Here is a 16,362-nt window from a genome sequence, read left to right as displayed (position 1 = left end):
CGCCTGCCACTGGCTACCGACACCGTGAGGTGTCGGGATGGGCGAACAGGAGTCAGCAGAGGCCATATTAGGCTCTCTAACCAAGAGCTGAAGGGCTGAACCTGTCACGAGTGGATAGTTGACCACTCTCTGATGTGTACGAGCAGAAGCCTCCCCGGAGGGCTCTCGATAACTGTATGGCGGGCCGGAAGCCCAAAGACTGTCGAAGCGCTCAGAGCACACAGGCGAGCGAATTCAGCGGAACGAAGCTCAGCCCGATAATGGGGGACAGGAACCGCCGTGGTACGGATCCGTTTGCCCGGTGGTGTGAGAGGACGGGGGAGGCGACTCCCCCTCCTACTCGATCCTGCTTTTCGGGGCCGTTGGTTAATAAAAGCTATCAGAGTCAGAAAACCTATAATAAAATTTCACAGGAAATTTGGAAACACTGTTCGTGTACTATATATTGTATAGGTAAGCTGGTGTTGACCAGCACCAATCCCAAGCAAGATGCAAGAGGATGACCCTGATGAGCAAAATGAAATTGATCACCGCCGCTATCGTTTCAGCCAGCGCTTTCATGGCGAGCCAAGCCGCTATGGCTTATGAAGCTGGCGATGTCTTTGTTCGCGGCGGTGTTGCCCAAACGGACACGGGCTCAGGTAATGGCAACGTTGGTGGCGCAGACCTCAACGTACAAAGCGCACGCGGTTTCACTTACGGTGCGGGATACCTATTCAGCGACAAATTCGGCGTTGAACTCAACAGCTCGGAAAAATTCGAGCACGATCTGAACACCAAGCCCGGCGGTAGCGCAGGTAGCGTCGATCGCCTGCCGGTCAACCTGCTGGTCAACTACTACCCGATGGGTGGTTTAGACTCTAAAGTACAGCCCTACGTTGGTGTTGGCTTAAACTACACCCGCTTCTCTAGCGAGCCGACAGGTTTGAGCATCGATGAGAGCTATGGCGCCATTGGCCAAGCGGGTGTGGACTTGGCAGTGACTGACAACGTTATGCTGAATGGCTACGTTAGTTATGCTGACGTGAGTGCTGACATTAATAACGCGGCTGGCGCCACCATTGGCGAAGTCGATATGGAGCCTGTGACCATCGGCGGTGGTATTACTTACCGCTTCTAATCCAGGTTTGTAAGACACACGCCCGGCCCACTGATGTGGGCCGGGCGTTTTTGCATTGGTAGATTATTACTGCGTTAAATTATCTGAGCCGCTATCCGTCACCAGAATATTATCTTCAATGCGAATACCGCCGCAGACAGCCAACTGATCAACCAGTGTCCAGTTGACAGGATGAGACTGGTTTCGCAGCGGCGCGAGCAGCATGGGAATAAAGTAGAGCCCTGGTTCAATGGTCACGACCATGCCGGGTTGCAGTGTCCGGGTGAGGCGCAGGGCAGGGTGAGCGTCAGGTGCCGGTGATGGTGTGCCGTCTGGCTGTCTCAACCCGGCCACATCATGTACCTGAATGCCCAACGAGTGCCCAAGCCCGTGGGGGCAAAAGGCTCTCGTGATACCTGCTTCCATGGCGCTTTCTGCGCTGCCGTTATATAGCCCGTGTGTGACCAAGATATCAGCTAATCCTTGGTGCATTTTTTCATGCAGTGCAACGAAATCAACGCCAGGGGCGATGTGTGCAATCAGCTCATCTTTGAGGCTGTGCATGGCGGTAATTAAAGCGTCAAACTCGCTGGGGGCATCTGGGCCTGCATAGGTGCGGGTAATATCGGCGCAGTAACCCCGAAAGCGTCTGCCCGCATCTACCAGCAGGCTATAACGCTGCTTGGGGGCTGACAGGTCATAGTGCTGATAGTGTAAGACCCCGGCATGCTCATTTAGCCCAATAATATTTTGATAGGGCACTTCAGACTCGCGTTGTCGGCTGGCTGCCAGATAGGCTAACTGCACATCCAGCTCGGCGGCAGCGCCTATAAAAGCGGCGTTAGCCGCCTGATGACCTGCTACCGCCAGCCGGTTAGCTTCACGCAGGCAGGCAATTTCATAAGCAGATTTCGTCATCCGCAGCTCATCTAGCTCGCGAACTAACGCTTCAGGTTGCAACGTGGCCACGTTAGCGAGCTGCGCGGTGCTTTCAAGCTCCGTTACATCGCCAATGACGGCGGCGCGGCCTGATAGCGGTGGCGTGATTTTGTCGCTACATAGGTGCACATCAAACTCGGCGACCCACGGCTCTTCAGGTAGCTGTGTCGGCAAGTGCCAAAAATCTGCGGGCGCATAGAGGTAGAGCTGGGGGCGTTGATCGGGTTGAATCACCAGCCAGCTGTGCTGAACATCGGCCAACCCTACCCAGTGGGTGAAATGCCCGTAGGCCTGAAAGGTCGTGGTGTGATCATCGGCGAAATGGTAGCGGGCGTGGCCGCTGTAAATCGCCAGGCTATCCAGTTGATGGGTAGCTAAGCATTGCTGGTAAGCACGCTGTAGCGACGCGATATGCTCGCGCTGCTGTTGGTAGAGGGTTGCTGACATATAAGACATCCTTTCAAGATCGGGGTGGGGTAAGCTCGCTCCACAGGCTATCGAGTTCGGCGTGGTGCTGGCTTTGGTGACGATAAAGCCGCAGCTCCATCGGCACGTCCCAGCGGCTATCGCCAGCCCTGACCAGCGTGCCGTTGGCGAGTTCCGCCGCCACATTGCGTTCCGGTAGCCAGCTCATGCCATAGCCCAGCAGCACCAGCTCTTTAATGCCCGCCGCGTAGAGATTTTCACTTTGCGCTGTTAAGTACGTGCTTTGGGGCAGTCGCGCCAAATGCGCTTTGACCGCCGAGCCTAGCAGCCCCCGTTTGGGGTACGCCAACCACGGCGCTGGCTGCTGGCGAGAGCCGGGCAGCAATGCGCAGGCGGTGCCATCGCTTTTCAGCCCGGTCACGGGAATCAACCGCTCATGTCCAATGACTCGGTAAGTACAGGCGCTGGTATCAATATCTAGATCACAGCGGCCAATAGGCCAGTAGCAAATCGCCAGATCACACTCCGCCCGGGCAAGCGCCTGGAAGTAGTCGCTGGCCACCCAGCCCGTGGCGCGCAAGTAGGGCTGCATACGGTCTTGCCAACCCAGTTGGGTCAGCCATTCGGGCAGAAAATGCGCCAGCAGGCTTTGCGGTGCTGCCACCATAATGCGCCGCTGCTGCCCGGCACTGATCTCACGAACGCGATCACGCGTTAAGCGAACCCGGTCGGTGACCTGTTCGCATAGCGTTAAAAACTCTTCCCCCGCAGGCGTTAACGACAGCGGTAGCGTTTGCCGATTGATCAGCGTGACGCCCATCTCCTCTTCCAACAGCTTAATGCGCCGGGAAAAGGTGGGTTGTGTAACGTGCTGTTCGTCGGCAGCGCGGGAGAAGTGTCGCGTTCTGGCCAGGGCAATAAAGTCTTCTAGCCAGCGAATTTCCATGCCTTACCTCGCAAAGCGGCCAAGCGTATAACGGTTGAATGGGCCGCGCTCATAGGCGGCCTTCTTCAACAGCGTGACACGCAACGCGGGTACCGTCATCCTGGGTTTTTAGTGCAGGGATTTCCTGTTTGCAGCGGGCGTTGGCATGGGGGCAACGGCCATGGAAAACACAGCCGCTTGGCAGGTTAACCGGCGTAGGTACCTCGCCCGAGAGACGAATATGCTGCGGCCGGTCATCTTCCAAGCGAGGAATAGCGGATAGCAGCGCCTGAGTATAAGGGTGCCGAGGCTTAGCAAACAGCGTAGCGGTGGTCGCAATCTCGCATACCGTGCCCAAGTACATAACGGCCACCCGCGTCCCAAAATGCTCTACCACCGCCAAGTCGTGGGTGATGAACAGATAGGTCAGGTTACGGTCCCGTTGGGCATCCATCAGCAGGTTGAGCACCTGAGCCTGAATGGATACGTCCAGGGCTGAAATGGGCTCGTCAGCCACGATAAATTCGGGGTCGACGGCGAGTGCGCGAGCAATCGCAATCCGCTGGCGTTGACCGCCGGAGAACTCGTGTCCAAAGCGCTTGCCCCAGTCTGGGTTGATGCCCACCGAGCGCATCACTTCCTCGACTTTATCGAGGATCTGCTGGCGGTTCCAGTCGGGATGGTGAAGCCGCAGTGGCTCTTCCAGCGTCTGCTGAATGGTCATGCGTGGGTTCAGCGACGCGTAAGGGTTCTGGAAGATCATCTGCATGCGCTTGCGGTAGGGCAGGAGCTGCTTCGAGCTGAGATCGTCGATGCGCTGGCCGTCGTAGCGAATTTCACCCTCTGAGGGAGAAATCAGCCCCATGACCGTGCGCGCCACGGTGGACTTACCGCAGCCAGATTCACCCACCACGCAGAGCGCTTCGCCGCGTTTGATGTCCAGGTTCACGCCGTTAATGGCGTGGATAAACTCCTGATGGCGAACCAGCTTGCCGCCTTTGAAACGTAGCTGTTCCAGAAAATCACCGGAGAGTGAGAAACGCTTTTTAAGACCGCGAATTTGCAGTAGCGAGTCGTTGCTCGCTTCGTTTTGGGTCGGCATGGTCGCGATCGTTTCCGCCTGGGCGTTCATAGGGTCTCCTCCTTCAAGCGGCGGTCTTCAAGCATTTCCGCCACCATGTGGCAGGCAACGCGGCAGTTACCGGATTCAACAAAGTCGGGGACTTGCTGGAGTCATCCCCCAGCGCTTCGGAGGGCGTGCCGCTCAGCGTGCACTTCGATATTACCGCGCAAAAGGTCGAGTTTTAGGCAGCGTATGTCGCCGTAATTACGTGCCAAAACGCCGGTGAAGCCAGCGGTTAATCTCATCCGATTCGTATAGCCAGGTGGCTTGACCTGCGTCATCGGTAATTTTTAGGCAGGGAACCTTTACTTTACCACCACCTTCCAGCAGGGCCTGCTTATGTGCAGGGTCTAGCTGTGCATCGCGAAGCTCAATATTCAGCCCCAGCCGGGCAATCTCTTTACGCACTTTGATACAGAAGGGGCACGTTCTGAACTGGTAGAGCGCAAGCTGTTGGCAAGCGGCGTCTACCTGAGCCTGCTCTTCTGGGGTGCGCTCTACGGCTTTTGGCGTGGATAGCTTCTCGGAGATCAGCATGACGGGGGCTAGCAGGACGCGAACGCCCCGAAAGAAGTAACGAATTAAGATGCGCATGGTTGTCTCCTCTCACTGCACTGCTTTACAGCGTATGCAGTGGACGGGTTGTTGGATGTCGAATAAGAAAAGGTGCGCGCATCCTGCAATAAATCGTCAGAATTGTCACTTTCTGAGCCTGTAATGCCATGTCGCGCGGGGAACGAGATGAGCAACACCGCGTGGCGTGCTAATCTCAGCGCTCGTTGATTGATGTGTTTAGTAAGTTCAATCGTTTGAAATGGTTAGGAAGGGAGCGCTTGGCCCATGCGTCTGCATATTATTGGCATCTGTGGCACCTTTATGGGGAGCCTTGCACTACTCGCACGGGAGTTAGGTCATGAAGTAAGCGGCTCCGATGCCAACGTATATCCACCGATGAGTACGCAGCTAGCTGAGGCTGGGATCACCCTGATGGAAGGCTATCAAGCAGCCAATCTCTCAGGCTCAATCGACTTGGTGGTCGTGGGTAATGCGCTCTCACGGGGCAATCCGGAGGTGGAGGCACTGCTCAATAGTGGCATGCGCTATACCTCAGGGGCGCAGTGGCTTGCAGACTATGTGTTGCCTGGCCGCAAAGTGATTGCTGTGGCGGGCACTCATGGCAAAACCACCACTGCCAGCTTGTTAGCTTGGCTATTAGAAAGTGCTGGGCTAAAGCCTGGCTTTCTGATTGGTGGCGTACCGCGTAATTTTGGCGTTTCGGCGCGCTTAGGCGACGAAAACGCCCCCTTTGTAGTAGAGGCCGATGAGTATGACACGGCCTTTTTTGATAAGCGCTCCAAGTTTGTTCACTACCGCCCGACGATTGCCGTACTCAATAACCTTGAGTTTGATCATGCTGATATTTTTCCTGATCTCGCCGCTATCGAGCGCCAGTTCCACCATTTAGTGCGTATCGTTCCCAGCCAAGGGCATTTATTAGTAGCCGATCAGCAGCCCGCACTGGAACGAGTGTTGAAGATGGGGGCGTGGTCACCGGTGGCCTATTTTGGAGCTGATACAAACAGCCAGTGGCAGCTGCGCTTAGAACGTGCCGACGCTAGCCGTTTTCAGGTCTTGTATTTAGGCGAGCAAGGTGAAGAGGATGGCGTGGTGGAGTGGGCGTTAACCGGCGAACACAACGCGCGCAATGCACTGGCAGCGCTAGCGGCAGCACGACTGTGTGGCGTGAATTTGGCGCGTGCCTGTGCCGCGCTGGCGCGGTTTAAAACACCTCGCCGTCGGCAAGAGGTAAGGGGCGAGGTCAATGGCATTCAGGTGATCGATGATTTTGCCCATCATCCGACGGCCATTGCCGCCACGCTACAAGGTCTTCGCGCAGCCACGACCAAGGGGCGTTTGCTGGCAGTGATTGAACCACGCTCCAATACCATGCGTTTGGGTGCCCTGCGGGAGCGCTTAAATGACAGCGTGGCCGATGCGGATGCGGTGTTCTGGTTTCAGCCAGCGGGAGTGGCTTGGTCGATGGAATCGCTGGTAGAGACTCAAGGAGAGCGTGCCGCGCTGTTTAACGATATTGATGCGCTAGTAGAAGCAGTGGTCACTCAAGCGTCACCTCTAGATCGTATTGTGGTGATGTCTAATGGTGGTTTTGAGGGAGTGCACGAGCGGTTGTTAGATGAATTAACAGCGCGGGAGCAGTCGAAGTGACAATGTTTAAACCTCCGGTAACAGTAGCGCTAACAGGTGCTTCAGGCGCTCAGTATGGCCTTCGCTTGATCGATGTGCTGGTCGAGGCGGGGCATGAAGTGTGGGTAATGATTTCCAAAGCGGCTCACATGGTGATTGCCACGGAAACGGATGTGTCACTCCCTGCCCAGCCGCAGCGATTGGTAGAGACGCTCACAGAAAAAAGCGGTGCCCAACCAGGGCAAATTCGCTGTTTTGGTCGAGAAGACTGGATGGCGCCCGTGGCATCTGGGTCTGGTGCACCTTCGGCCATGGTAATTTGCCCCTGTTCAACGGGCACGCTCTCGGCGGTCGCGACCGGCGCCAGTAATAACTTGATTGAGCGCGCCGCTGATGTGGCCATTAAAGAGCGCCGTACGTTGGTGATGGTGCCACGCGAAAGCCCGTTTTCTCCCATTCATTTAGAGCACATGCTGGCGCTTAGCCGCCTGGGTGTGGTGATTTTGCCCGCCGCTCCAGGGTTTTATCACCGCCCTCAAAGCATGGAAGATCTGATCGACTTTATTGTTGCGCGCATACTCAATCAGTTGGGTATTGCCCACCGCCTGATGCCCCGCTGGGGCGAAGACGCCGCGGCCACCTCTCGCGATGCGCAAAACAAGGACGGTTCGCCATGATGTCATGGGCGACGCTCTCGGTCTTCATACCGACGTTTCTCTTCGTCTCGTTAACACCAGGCATGTGCATGACGCTGGCCATGGTGTTGGGCATGACGCAAGGCGTCAAACGCACGCTGTGGATGATGGTCGGAGAGCTGATCGGCGTCGGTTTCGTGGCGGCGGCGGCGGGGGCGGGCGTCGCTGCGTTGATGCTGCGCCAGCCCGAACTATTCATCGCCTTCAAGTGGGTGGGCGGTGCCTATTTGGCCTATTTGGGCATCATGATGTGGCGCTCACGGGGCCGTATGGCTATTCCTAGTGAGCTGGATACTGGCCCTGCCGCTGGGCGTCTTCAGCTTGCCACCCAAGGTTTGGTAACGGCCGTTGCCAACCCAAAGGGGTGGGCGTTTTTTATGGTGCTACTGCCGCCGTTTTTAGATGGCAGTCGGCCGCTTGCGCCGCAGCTCAGTATGCTAATTGCTGTCATTCTCACCATTGAGTTTGCCAGTATGTTGGTATATGCCACCGGCGGTAAAACGTTGCGTAAGCTGCTAGGTAAAAGCGGCAATGTGAGGCTGCTTAACCGCATCGCGGGCACATTGATGATTGGCGTAGGCATGTGGTTGGCATTGGGTTGAACGAGTCACTCCCTGCATGAATCCCTATGTTTAAACGGGCGGGAAAAAAGTAACACGTAGAATGATGAGTAGTAGTGACCCAAGCAGCAGCCCAAGCCAGGGAAAAGACGGCAAAGGAGGGCGATAACGCCGTTGCCAATTAAGCTGAACAAGCGCACAGACGACCAGACCAAGCAGCACACCGCCCATTAAGTCGCTGAGCCAGTGGACACCAATGATCAGACGCGAAAGTGCCATTGGGATCGTGATGGCAATGGCAAGCCAATATACCCACATCCGCCTTTGTCTCGGCATCTGTGACGCGACAAAGGCTGCTGTGATACCCACCACTACAACCCATGTGGAGGTATGTGCACTTGGGTAGGAAAACGACCCGACTAAATAGTCCGGTGTGTCAGGCCTAGCCCGCGCAAATACGGCTTTACCTAATGTGTTGAGTGCGCCAATACCTCCCAGCGCTAGCGCCCCATGAGCAAGTAGGTCAATACGTTTGACCAACAGCAACCAGAGTGCCCAAGGGGCGACGAGTGTAATAATCCCCGCTTTATCGCCCACTTCGGCAAGTAGCAGGCTGGCGTCTGTTAGCCAGGGAGTTGCCAGCCAGGAGAAGAGTCGCTGCGCCTGCAAGTCAATCAGCAAAGGGCCTGGATGCTGCATGACCATCAGTGTCCAGGCGGATGCTGCGGTAAGCGCTATGATGCATAAAAAGAGTGAGGCTAAAGGCACCTCGCCACTGCGACTCATAGCGAGCCACGGGCGGCGCATGGCGGGTATTCGGCGAGCAATACGTGCAATTGCAAAGTACACCCGCCCCTTGTGACCTACTTGCGCGCGGCCCCAGGAGAACATTACGGCCAGTGCCACGACGCTAACGGCCATCATCACCACGGCCATTTCAACATTGGCGGGCAGGTTGAGCTGCTGTTGCCAAGTGTGGCCCAGCAGGTAGCCGGGTAAAACGTATGCCGGTGCCCAAAGAGCAGCAGAAATTACGTTGGCTAAGAGAAAGGTGCGCGCTGGCATATGCATCATACCCGCGATGAGCGGAATAATAGGGCGCACGGGTCCGACAAAGCGCCCAATAAACACCGAGTAGATACCATAACGCTCAAAAAAACGGGCGCCTCGGCCTAGCCATTCGGGATGAAGCGAAAGCGGCCAACGGGTCACCACGGTATCGCGGTGGCGATAGCCTAAAAAGTAGCTAAGCCCATCGCCTAACACAGCCCCTGCGAAGGCTGCGCCAATTAGCCACGGTAGCGCGACCATTTGATGCCCTGCCATAGAGGCAGCGGCAGTGATAAGTACAACGCCGGGCACCAGTAAGCCTACCAGCGCTAGAGATTCCACCATGGCAATCCCCAGCACCAGTAGAAGCAGCAGCGTAGGTGAAAGCGACAGAGATAACAGTGTGTCGGCGATAGACAAGGGCGATTCCGTCCGCAGATGGGTTACACGTTGGCAATAGCTTCGGCACGCGCTTCCAGGCGCTGTACATATCGCTCGAAGCTCTCTTTGCGAAGAGGCAGGCAGGTGGTAATGCGTGCTTCTAGCTGCCCAGTTTCCACTAGCACACGACGGGAAAGCGCTCTCTGTAAGCGCTCCCTAACAAGCAAGGCGCCACTTTCACTGGTATCGGGTAGGACCAGCCAGAATGTCGCATTGCCAGCGCGACCCAGAATATCGTGATCACGGCAACGGCTATTGACCTCGCTGCACAGGGCACCCAATAAGGCGGTTTGCGCACGGTGACCAAACTGCTCTTCTGCCATATCCAACTGTGGTAAGTGAAGCACTAGGACTGCCAAGCGCTTATTGAGCATTGCTGCCCGTTGAAATTCATTATTGAGCCGCTCTTTCAGCGTATCAATATGGTAAGCATCACAGTCGCTATCGTTTGGGTCTGTGGCCCGCAGTAGCGCCCGACGGCGTGCATGTTCCCATGGGGGAAGGGCGAGCAGTAGCGTCAACGCCACATGACTAAGTGAAAAAGCAGTCGTCTCAAAAGGTGCTAGCCACCACCAGGCGGAAAGGCAAACTATATTCAGACTAAGCGCGCTCCAAAGCGGCAACAGTAAAAATGTGGCTGCAATGGGTAAGCCGAGCCATAGGGGCGCTGGGCTTGGCTGTGTATAGGTGGCGGTTAGCACAGCAATATAGATGCTCGCCAATAACAGTATGCGCGGTATGCAGGGGCGAAACCCTTGGCCTAAATGCATCAGCAAACTGACCAATAACAGCATTGCCAAAAATAGCGGTATTAGCAGTTCGCGGTAGCTGCCCATCGCGTACAGCCACATCATGTAGCCCACCATGATGAACATACTGGCGCTATAGGCCGCAGTCATCAGTCGCTTGGGCAGTGGCGGCACTCTCATGCGGCCTCACTTAGCCGATGTTTCGGGTAGCGGCTTAGGGCTTCGATTGAGAGTGACGCCAGCTCGATCTCCATGAGGGGCTGGTGATAAATGGCGGCGCTGTCGGGTAGAACAGCACATAGGAGCTCGCGCCGTTTAGCGGCCTCTTTGGACGTTCTCGATAATATGAGGGTGGCGAGTGTCGTGCCATTCAGCCGATAGACGTTTTCAAACTTATAAGTCAACTCGCAGAGTTTTTGGGCGACTGGCCAAAGTTGGTGACGCTTTACTTGAATGACTAACACTTCGGCATGGATAGCTTCCCGCTCTGAGCGGGTTTGTTCTCGCAGTAAATCGCGCAAGAGCTGCTCGCCTGCCCATAGGTTTGCTCCTGGTACTAGCCTTAGGCGTTGGCGTATATCGCCATTCATATTAATTAACTGGTGAGTGCGTGAAAGGGCCAGTACGCTGAGTGTTGCCAGCGATAAAACCATTAGGAGCCACTCCGGTAGGCTCACCACGGGAGCGAGTAGTAAGCAGCTAAGCATGGCCGCGCATGCATTAAAAATGGCGGCCCAGCGATGTTGAGGCAGCATAAACACTGCTCCCCATGCCCAAATAAGCAGCGCATGCCGCTCAGGTGCGGCGGCAATTAACCCTAGTAGTAGCGTTCCAGCGAGCATCTGCCAGGGCAGCCCAGGAGAGCGGCGATGGCTAAAATCCAGTACCAGCGCCGTAATAAAGAGCCAACCAACCGACAGCCAGAGCAACAGGGCAGCTGCTGGCGGTGCCATGGGCGTCCATAAAGCCAGCGCCACGGCAGCGGCGAGTAGACTGGCTCTTAGCAGGCTGATTTTGTATTTGCTTTGCATGGTGGCTTACTATTTACCTGATGGCGGTTGGCCTATTTAGCAGTAGCATAATGCATTGCTTGGCCTAGTCCTTTGAATCACTCAGTATAATGCCCAAATGGCGTAATATAAGCCCACTTCACTTAGCAACGCTGACCACAACACAGGGAGATAGTATGCGCGGTTCTGATGCATTCCAAGAAGACGCCCAACACCATTTGGCTGCCGGGGATGTGCCCGCGTATATGCAGGCCCTGGGGCAAGGCGCTCGGGCAGCGGCAAGCGCATTGCGACGTGCCAATACCCACATTAAGAATCAAGCGCTTGAGGCAATGGCGCAGCGTGTGGCGGCGGCACGCAGTGATATTCTGCAGGCCAATGCCGAGGACATGCAGCGTGGGCGTGACAATGGGCTAGATAATGCACTGCTAGACCGGCTGGCCCTGAATGACCAGCGCATTGACGCGATGATTGAAGGTCTTCGCCAAGTGGCAGCGCTACCCGATCCGGTGGGTGAGATTGACGGCATGAGCTACCGCCCCAGCGGCATTCAGGTTGGCAAAATGCGCGTTCCGCTGGGAGTTATCGGCATTATTTATGAGTCACGCCCCAATGTAACGATCGAAGCGGCCAGCCTGTGTCTTAAATCGGGAAACGCTTGCGTGCTACGCGGTGGCTCCGAAGCCAGCGCCTCTAATGCAGCGCTTAGCCGCTGCCTTCAGGCGGGGCTAGCCGATGCGGGCCTGCCAGCGGGCAGTGTGCAGGTAGTGGCCACTACCGACCGTGCGGCCGTAGGTGAAATGATCAGTATGCCTGCCTATATTGATGTGATTATTCCTCGCGGTGGTAAGTCGCTGATTGAGCGCATTTCCCGCGAAGCTAAAGTACCGGTTATCAAACATTTGGACGGCGTATGCCACGTCTATATTGATACCACCGCCGATCCCGCTAAAGCGCTGGCGATTGCCGTTAATGCCAAAACGCACCGCTATGGCACCTGCAACACCATGGAGACGCTGCTGGTGGATGCGCCCGTTGCCGATATTTTGCTGCCGGAGCTGGCCCGGGCCTATGCAGAACATCAGGTAGAGCTGCGTGGCTGTGAGCGCACGCGCGCGTTACTTCCCCAAGCCACTTTGGCTACAGAGGACGATTGGCATGCGGAGTATTTGGCGCCGATCCTCGCCATTAAAGTGGTCGATGGAATGGAAGAGGCGATTGAGCATATTGAGCGCTACGGCTCGCACCATACCGACGCGATTGTGACTCAAGACTACTCGCTGGCGCGGCGTTTTATGGCCGAAGTGGACTCAAGCTCAGTGATAGTGAATGCCTCTACCCGTTTTGCGGATGGCTTTGAGTATGGGTTAGGGGCAGAAATCGGTATCTCCACTGATAAGCTTCACGCCCGTGGTCCGGTGGGGCTTGAAGGCTTAACGACTCAAAAATATATCGTATTGGGTGACGGCCAGGTTAGACAATGAGTGACACGCCCAGCATCGCCGGGCCAATGCGGGTAGGTATGCTCGGGGGGACATTTGACCCCATTCACAACGGCCATCTGCGCAGCGCTGTAGAAGTGCGCGAGGTGTTAGGCCTCAATACGCTGCATATGGTGCCCGCGCCGCAGCCGCCCCTGCGAGATACACCGCAGGTGTCGGCTGCCCAGCGCTTAGCCCTCTTAAAAGCGGGCATTGGCGATACGCCAGGGCTGTTAGCGGATGATCGAGAGCTTCAGCGCGACGGCCCCTCATACAGCGTGGATACGCTGGCGGAACTCCGCCAGCAGTATGGCGACGATGTACCGTTAGTCATGGTGATCGGCTTCGATGCCTTTTTACGTTTGGCGAAGTGGGACCGTGCAGAGCAGCTTTTCGAGTTGGCCCACCTAGTGGTCATTGCTCGCCCAGGTTATCAATCTTCTTGGCCGTCAGCATTGAAGGAACTGGTCGGCAATCGAGAAGTCGATAGTGTCGATGTATTAATGCAGCGCACGAGAGGCGGAATGTTGATGCTTGAGCTGCCGTCTTTAATGGCGATATCTGCCACTTATATTCGGGAGCGGCTGCAGGCGGGTAAAAGCGTGCGCTACTTACTACCAGAAGCGGTAGAACAGGCTATTTTTTATCAAGGGCTTTATCAGTCCGATGAATAGCACTGGCAGTCGTGAAAGAAGCCGTTACAATGGCCCGCTTACAGGCTGATGCCACTCGAAATACCGACGTTAGTAACGACACTCGATACCACCACTCGATACCACCACAAGGGGTTGCCTTCAGGAGTCATGCACATCGATACACTGAAAAACCTAGCGATTGACTCGCTAGAAGAGCTTAAAGCACGCGATATTACTCAACTCGACGTTGCGAAATTAACCGAAGTTACCGATCTGATGCTGATTGCCAGTGGTACTTCTACCCGCCACGTGGCCGCACTGGCCCAGAACGTTGTCGAAAAAGCCAAGGCATCCGGCCTTCACCCTCGCGGTGTTGAAGGTGGCGATAATGCCGACTGGGTGCTGGTCGACCTGGGCGATGTGGTGGTTCACATTATGCTTCCAGAAGCCCGTGCGCTGTATGACCTGGAGCGCCTTTGGGCAGATCTGCCTAGCGACGCTGGCGCGATTAGTGAATCGCTGAAGCAGTTTGAAGAGCGAGCCACGATGTCATGAGGATTCGGCTGTTAGCGGTGGGTACAAAAATGCCTGCATGGGTGGAACAAGGCGTTGAGACCTACCGCAAGCGGCTCCCTCGGGATTTCACGCTGGAAATTGAAGAAATACCGCTCGGCCAGCGTGGCAAAAATGCCGATATCGCTAAAGCCCGCGCGCAAGAAGCGCAGCGAATTCGTGAAAAGCTGCGTGGCGATGAAATCGTGGTGGCGCTGGAGGTAAAGGGCAAACCCTGGACCACCGAACAGTTGGCGCAGGAAGCGGATGGCTGGCGCATGGAAGGGCGTGATGTGGTGCTGTTGGTGGGTGGCCCGGACGGCTTAGAGCCTGCGCTTTCCGCTATGGCTGATAAAGCGTGGTCACTTTCGCCGCTAACGCTACCTCACCCGCTCGTGCGAATTATGTTGGCAGAGCAGCTTTATCGCGCCTGGACACTGCTCGTGGGCCACCCCTATCACCGCTAGTGAGCAACACAGAGTTAATCACTAGCCGGTATGTTGCATTTATTCCCCACTGGGGCCGCCGCTTTTATTGTTTGATTTGAGAGTCATCTGTTGCCATGCCCCAGCGCCGTGACACGCTAAAAAATCCTGAGCAAGAGCTGCGTATTTTCCGTGTCAGGGCGCTGCTTGCTGTCTTGGTAGTGATTGTGTTGACGAGCTTGCTGGTAGGCCGCCTTGGCTATTTGCAAATCGTTCAACACGATTTATACAGCACGCGCTCCGAGAAGAACCGGGTACGCGTCGAGCCTCTGCCGCCTAACCGCGGGCTTATCTACGATCGTAACGGTACGCTGCTGGCGGAAAACCGTCCTACCTACAACCTGACCCTGGTGCGTGAGCGTGTCGATGATCTAGACGACACTCTGGCCCTGCTCGTCGATTTATTAGAGCTGCCTGAGGAAGAGATAGAGGCATTTCAGGTGCGCTCGCGGCAGCGTCAGCGTCCTTTTCAACCTGCGCTGCTGATGAGTGACTTAAGCGAAGAGCATATTGCGCGACTGGCCGTTAACCGCCACCGGCTGCCTGGTGTTGAAGTGGAAGCCCAGCTGTTGCGCTACTATCCCGATGCTGAAGTCATGGCTCATGCTCTGGGGTATGTGGGACGTATTAACGCCGAAGAGCTACAGGACTTAGACCCAGGCCGCTACGCGGGCACGCACTTTATTGGCAAGACCGGTGTCGAGCGTTTTTACGAAACCGAGCTACATGGAGAGGCGGGCCTACGCAAGGTAGAGACCAACGCCCGTGGTCGCGTGCTTCGCGAGCTTGGCCGTACTGACCCGGTGCCCGGCGCTAACTTAACGCTTACTCTCGACCGTTCCTTGCAGATGCTGGCTTACGAGCTTTTGGATGGCCGGCGTGGCTCTATTGTGGCTATTGTGCCAAGTACTGGTGAGATTCTGGCGATGGTGTCGACCCCGGGGTTTGATAGCAACCAATTTGTGACCGGGATCGACGTAGCCTCTTATCGAGCACTGCAGGAAGATATCGACCTGCCACTGTTTAACCGTGCTATTCGAGGACACTACCCGCCGGGCTCCACCATCAAGCCGTTTCTGGCCCTGGCAGGTTTGGTGGAAGGGGTCATTACCCCCGACAGCACCATTAATGACCCCGGCTTTTATCAGCTACCAAACGACTCCCGACGCTACCGTAACTGGCTGCGCTGGGGGCATGGCCGTGTTGATATGGAGCGCTCGATAGCGGTCTCCAACAACACCTACTACTACACGCTGGCTCATGACCTCGGCATTGATAAGCTCCATGAGCGTATGACCAACTTTGGTTTTGGCCAGCGCGTTGCCCACGATGTGCAGGGGGAAAGCACTGGACTCATGCCCTCCCGAGACTGGAAGCGAGCACGTTTCAACCAGCCCTGGTACCCCGGTGAAACGCTATCGGTGGGGATTGGCCAAGGCTACTGGCAGGTCACACCTCTGCAATTGGCCAGTGCCACTGCCGCGTTGGCAAACCGTGGGCACTGGGTGAAGCCTCGCCTTGCCCAGCGTATTGGTGAAGAGCCAGTGCCCGCAGAACTACCCGATACGCTCCCCGATATTCAGCTGGCCAACGATAACTGGTGGGATCGGGTATATAGCGGTATGGAAAAAGTGCTCAGTGGCAGCGAGGGTACGGCGCGTCGAACTGGGGTAGGGCTCGAGTATCGCATGGGGGGCAAGTCAGGCACGGCCCAGGTGTTCTCGCTCGGCCAGGATCAGCGTTACAACGCGGAGGAGTTAGAGGAACGGCTACGAGACCACGCGCTCTTTATGGCTTTTGCGCCCATTGAAGAACCGAAAATTGCGGTATCGGTCATCGTCGAAAACGCGGGGGGTGGCAGCACTCATGCCGCGCATTTGGCGCGGGCGATGACGGATGCTTGGCTGCTCGAAGATGAGGCCCCCGAGGCCGAGGAAGTCAAAGAGGTGTTAGAGGAAGATACCGCCAACGTGGAGGGTAACTAGCG

The 16,362-nt window shown here is 56.1% G+C and carries 16 protein-coding genes; 9 read left to right on the top strand and 7 right to left on the bottom strand.

Annotation, left to right across the window (positions count from 1 at the left end; genetic code table 11):
- The first annotated feature begins 508 nt into the window (after positions 1 to 508).
- Entirely contained in the window at positions 509 to 1,120 is a 612-nt protein-coding gene (locus tag BMY49_RS03015) for an OmpW/AlkL family protein (RefSeq protein ID WP_208596165.1), read from the top strand.
- Positions 1,121 to 1,186: 66 nt separating this feature from the next.
- Here BMY49_RS03015 and pepQ read toward each other — a convergent pair whose 3' ends face one another.
- The 4 genes from pepQ to BMY49_RS02995 form a co-directional block, all read right to left on the bottom strand.
- Positions 1,187 to 2,485, bottom strand: coding sequence for a Xaa-Pro dipeptidase (gene pepQ, locus BMY49_RS03010; protein WP_089674803.1), 1,299 nt, complete (start codon positions 2,483 to 2,485; stop codon positions 1,187 to 1,189).
- Between the two features lie 13 nt (positions 2,486 to 2,498).
- Positions 2,499 to 3,410, bottom strand: coding sequence for a LysR family transcriptional regulator (locus BMY49_RS03005; protein ID WP_074210695.1), 912 nt, complete (start codon positions 3,408 to 3,410; stop codon positions 2,499 to 2,501).
- A 49-nt stretch (positions 3,411 to 3,459) separates the two neighbouring features.
- The gene (locus BMY49_RS03000; protein WP_074210694.1) at positions 3,460 to 4,521 is read right to left on the bottom strand and encodes an ABC transporter ATP-binding protein; all 1,062 of its coding nucleotides are present in this window, start codon (positions 4,519 to 4,521) and stop codon (positions 3,460 to 3,462) included.
- Between the two features lie 195 nt (positions 4,522 to 4,716).
- Positions 4,717 to 5,106 (bottom strand): glutaredoxin family protein, encoded by a 390-nt coding sequence (locus BMY49_RS02995; protein WP_044628094.1) that lies wholly within the window; start codon positions 5,104 to 5,106, stop codon positions 4,717 to 4,719.
- Between the two features lie 246 nt (positions 5,107 to 5,352).
- Here BMY49_RS02995 and mpl point away from each other — a divergent pair, with 246 nt between their 5' ends.
- From mpl to BMY49_RS02980, 3 genes are read left to right on the top strand one after another with little or no spacing between them, the layout of a single operon-like run.
- On the top strand, positions 5,353 to 6,738 hold the full coding sequence (gene mpl / locus BMY49_RS02990) for a UDP-N-acetylmuramate:L-alanyl-gamma-D-glutamyl-meso-diaminopimelate ligase (RefSeq protein ID WP_044628093.1): 1,386 nt from the start codon (positions 5,353 to 5,355) through the stop codon (positions 6,736 to 6,738).
- 2 nt (positions 6,739 to 6,740) lie between these two features.
- Positions 6,741 to 7,394 carry a flavin prenyltransferase UbiX gene (locus tag BMY49_RS02985; RefSeq protein WP_044628092.1) on the top strand — a complete coding sequence of 218 codons (654 nt, stop codon included), beginning with the start codon at positions 6,741 to 6,743 and terminating at the stop codon, positions 7,392 to 7,394.
- A complete protein-coding gene (locus BMY49_RS02980) occupies positions 7,391 to 8,014 on the top strand; it encodes a LysE family translocator (protein ID WP_170968101.1) in 624 nt (207 codons plus the stop codon). The genes BMY49_RS02985 and BMY49_RS02980 overlap by 4 nt, the downstream gene beginning before the upstream one ends.
- Positions 8,015 to 8,044: 30 nt before the next feature.
- Here BMY49_RS02980 and BMY49_RS02975 read toward each other — a convergent pair whose 3' ends face one another.
- From BMY49_RS02975 to BMY49_RS02965, 3 genes are read right to left on the bottom strand one after another with little or no spacing between them, the layout of a single operon-like run.
- Positions 8,045 to 9,442 carry a bifunctional DedA family/phosphatase PAP2 family protein gene (locus BMY49_RS02975; RefSeq protein WP_058577805.1) on the bottom strand — a complete coding sequence of 466 codons (1,398 nt, stop codon included), beginning with the start codon at positions 9,440 to 9,442 and terminating at the stop codon, positions 8,045 to 8,047.
- Between the two features lie 23 nt (positions 9,443 to 9,465).
- Positions 9,466 to 10,392, bottom strand: a complete 927-nt coding sequence (locus tag BMY49_RS02970) for a diguanylate cyclase domain-containing protein (protein WP_089674801.1) — start codon at positions 10,390 to 10,392, stop codon at positions 9,466 to 9,468.
- On the bottom strand, positions 10,389 to 11,243 hold the full coding sequence (locus tag BMY49_RS02965) for a hypothetical protein (protein WP_089674799.1): 855 nt from the start codon (positions 11,241 to 11,243) through the stop codon (positions 10,389 to 10,391). The genes BMY49_RS02970 and BMY49_RS02965 overlap by 4 nt, the downstream gene beginning before the upstream one ends.
- A gap of 155 nt (positions 11,244 to 11,398) precedes the next feature.
- Between BMY49_RS02965 and BMY49_RS02960 the strand changes: the two genes are divergently transcribed.
- The 5 genes from BMY49_RS02960 (at position 11,399) to mrdA (ending at position 16,360) form a co-directional block, all read left to right on the top strand.
- The gene (locus BMY49_RS02960) at positions 11,399 to 12,706 is read left to right on the top strand and encodes a glutamate-5-semialdehyde dehydrogenase (protein ID WP_058577802.1); all 1,308 of its coding nucleotides are present in this window, start codon (positions 11,399 to 11,401) and stop codon (positions 12,704 to 12,706) included.
- Positions 12,703 to 13,377 carry a nicotinate-nucleotide adenylyltransferase gene (gene nadD, locus BMY49_RS02955; protein ID WP_058577801.1) on the top strand — a complete coding sequence of 225 codons (675 nt, stop codon included), beginning with the start codon at positions 12,703 to 12,705 and terminating at the stop codon, positions 13,375 to 13,377. The genes BMY49_RS02960 and nadD overlap by 4 nt, the downstream gene beginning before the upstream one ends.
- A gap of 129 nt (positions 13,378 to 13,506) precedes the next feature.
- A complete protein-coding gene (gene rsfS, locus BMY49_RS02950; protein ID WP_044628086.1) occupies positions 13,507 to 13,893 on the top strand; it encodes a ribosome silencing factor in 387 nt (128 codons plus the stop codon).
- On the top strand, positions 13,890 to 14,357 hold the full coding sequence (gene rlmH, locus BMY49_RS02945; protein ID WP_044628085.1) for a 23S rRNA (pseudouridine(1915)-N(3))-methyltransferase RlmH: 468 nt from the start codon (positions 13,890 to 13,892) through the stop codon (positions 14,355 to 14,357). The genes rsfS and rlmH overlap by 4 nt, the downstream gene beginning before the upstream one ends.
- Positions 14,358 to 14,452: 95 nt before the next feature.
- On the top strand, positions 14,453 to 16,360 hold the full coding sequence (mrdA, locus tag BMY49_RS02940; protein WP_062374648.1) for a penicillin-binding protein 2: 1,908 nt from the start codon (positions 14,453 to 14,455) through the stop codon (positions 16,358 to 16,360).
- The last annotated feature ends 2 nt before the right edge of the window (positions 16,361 to 16,362 follow it).

The organism is Vreelandella aquamarina (assembly GCF_900110265.1).
Classification (GTDB): Bacteria; Pseudomonadota; Gammaproteobacteria; order Pseudomonadales; family Halomonadaceae; genus Vreelandella; species Vreelandella aquamarina.
Note: the sequence above shows the minus strand (reverse complement) of the source record. Positions and strands in the feature narration are given on the sequence as shown.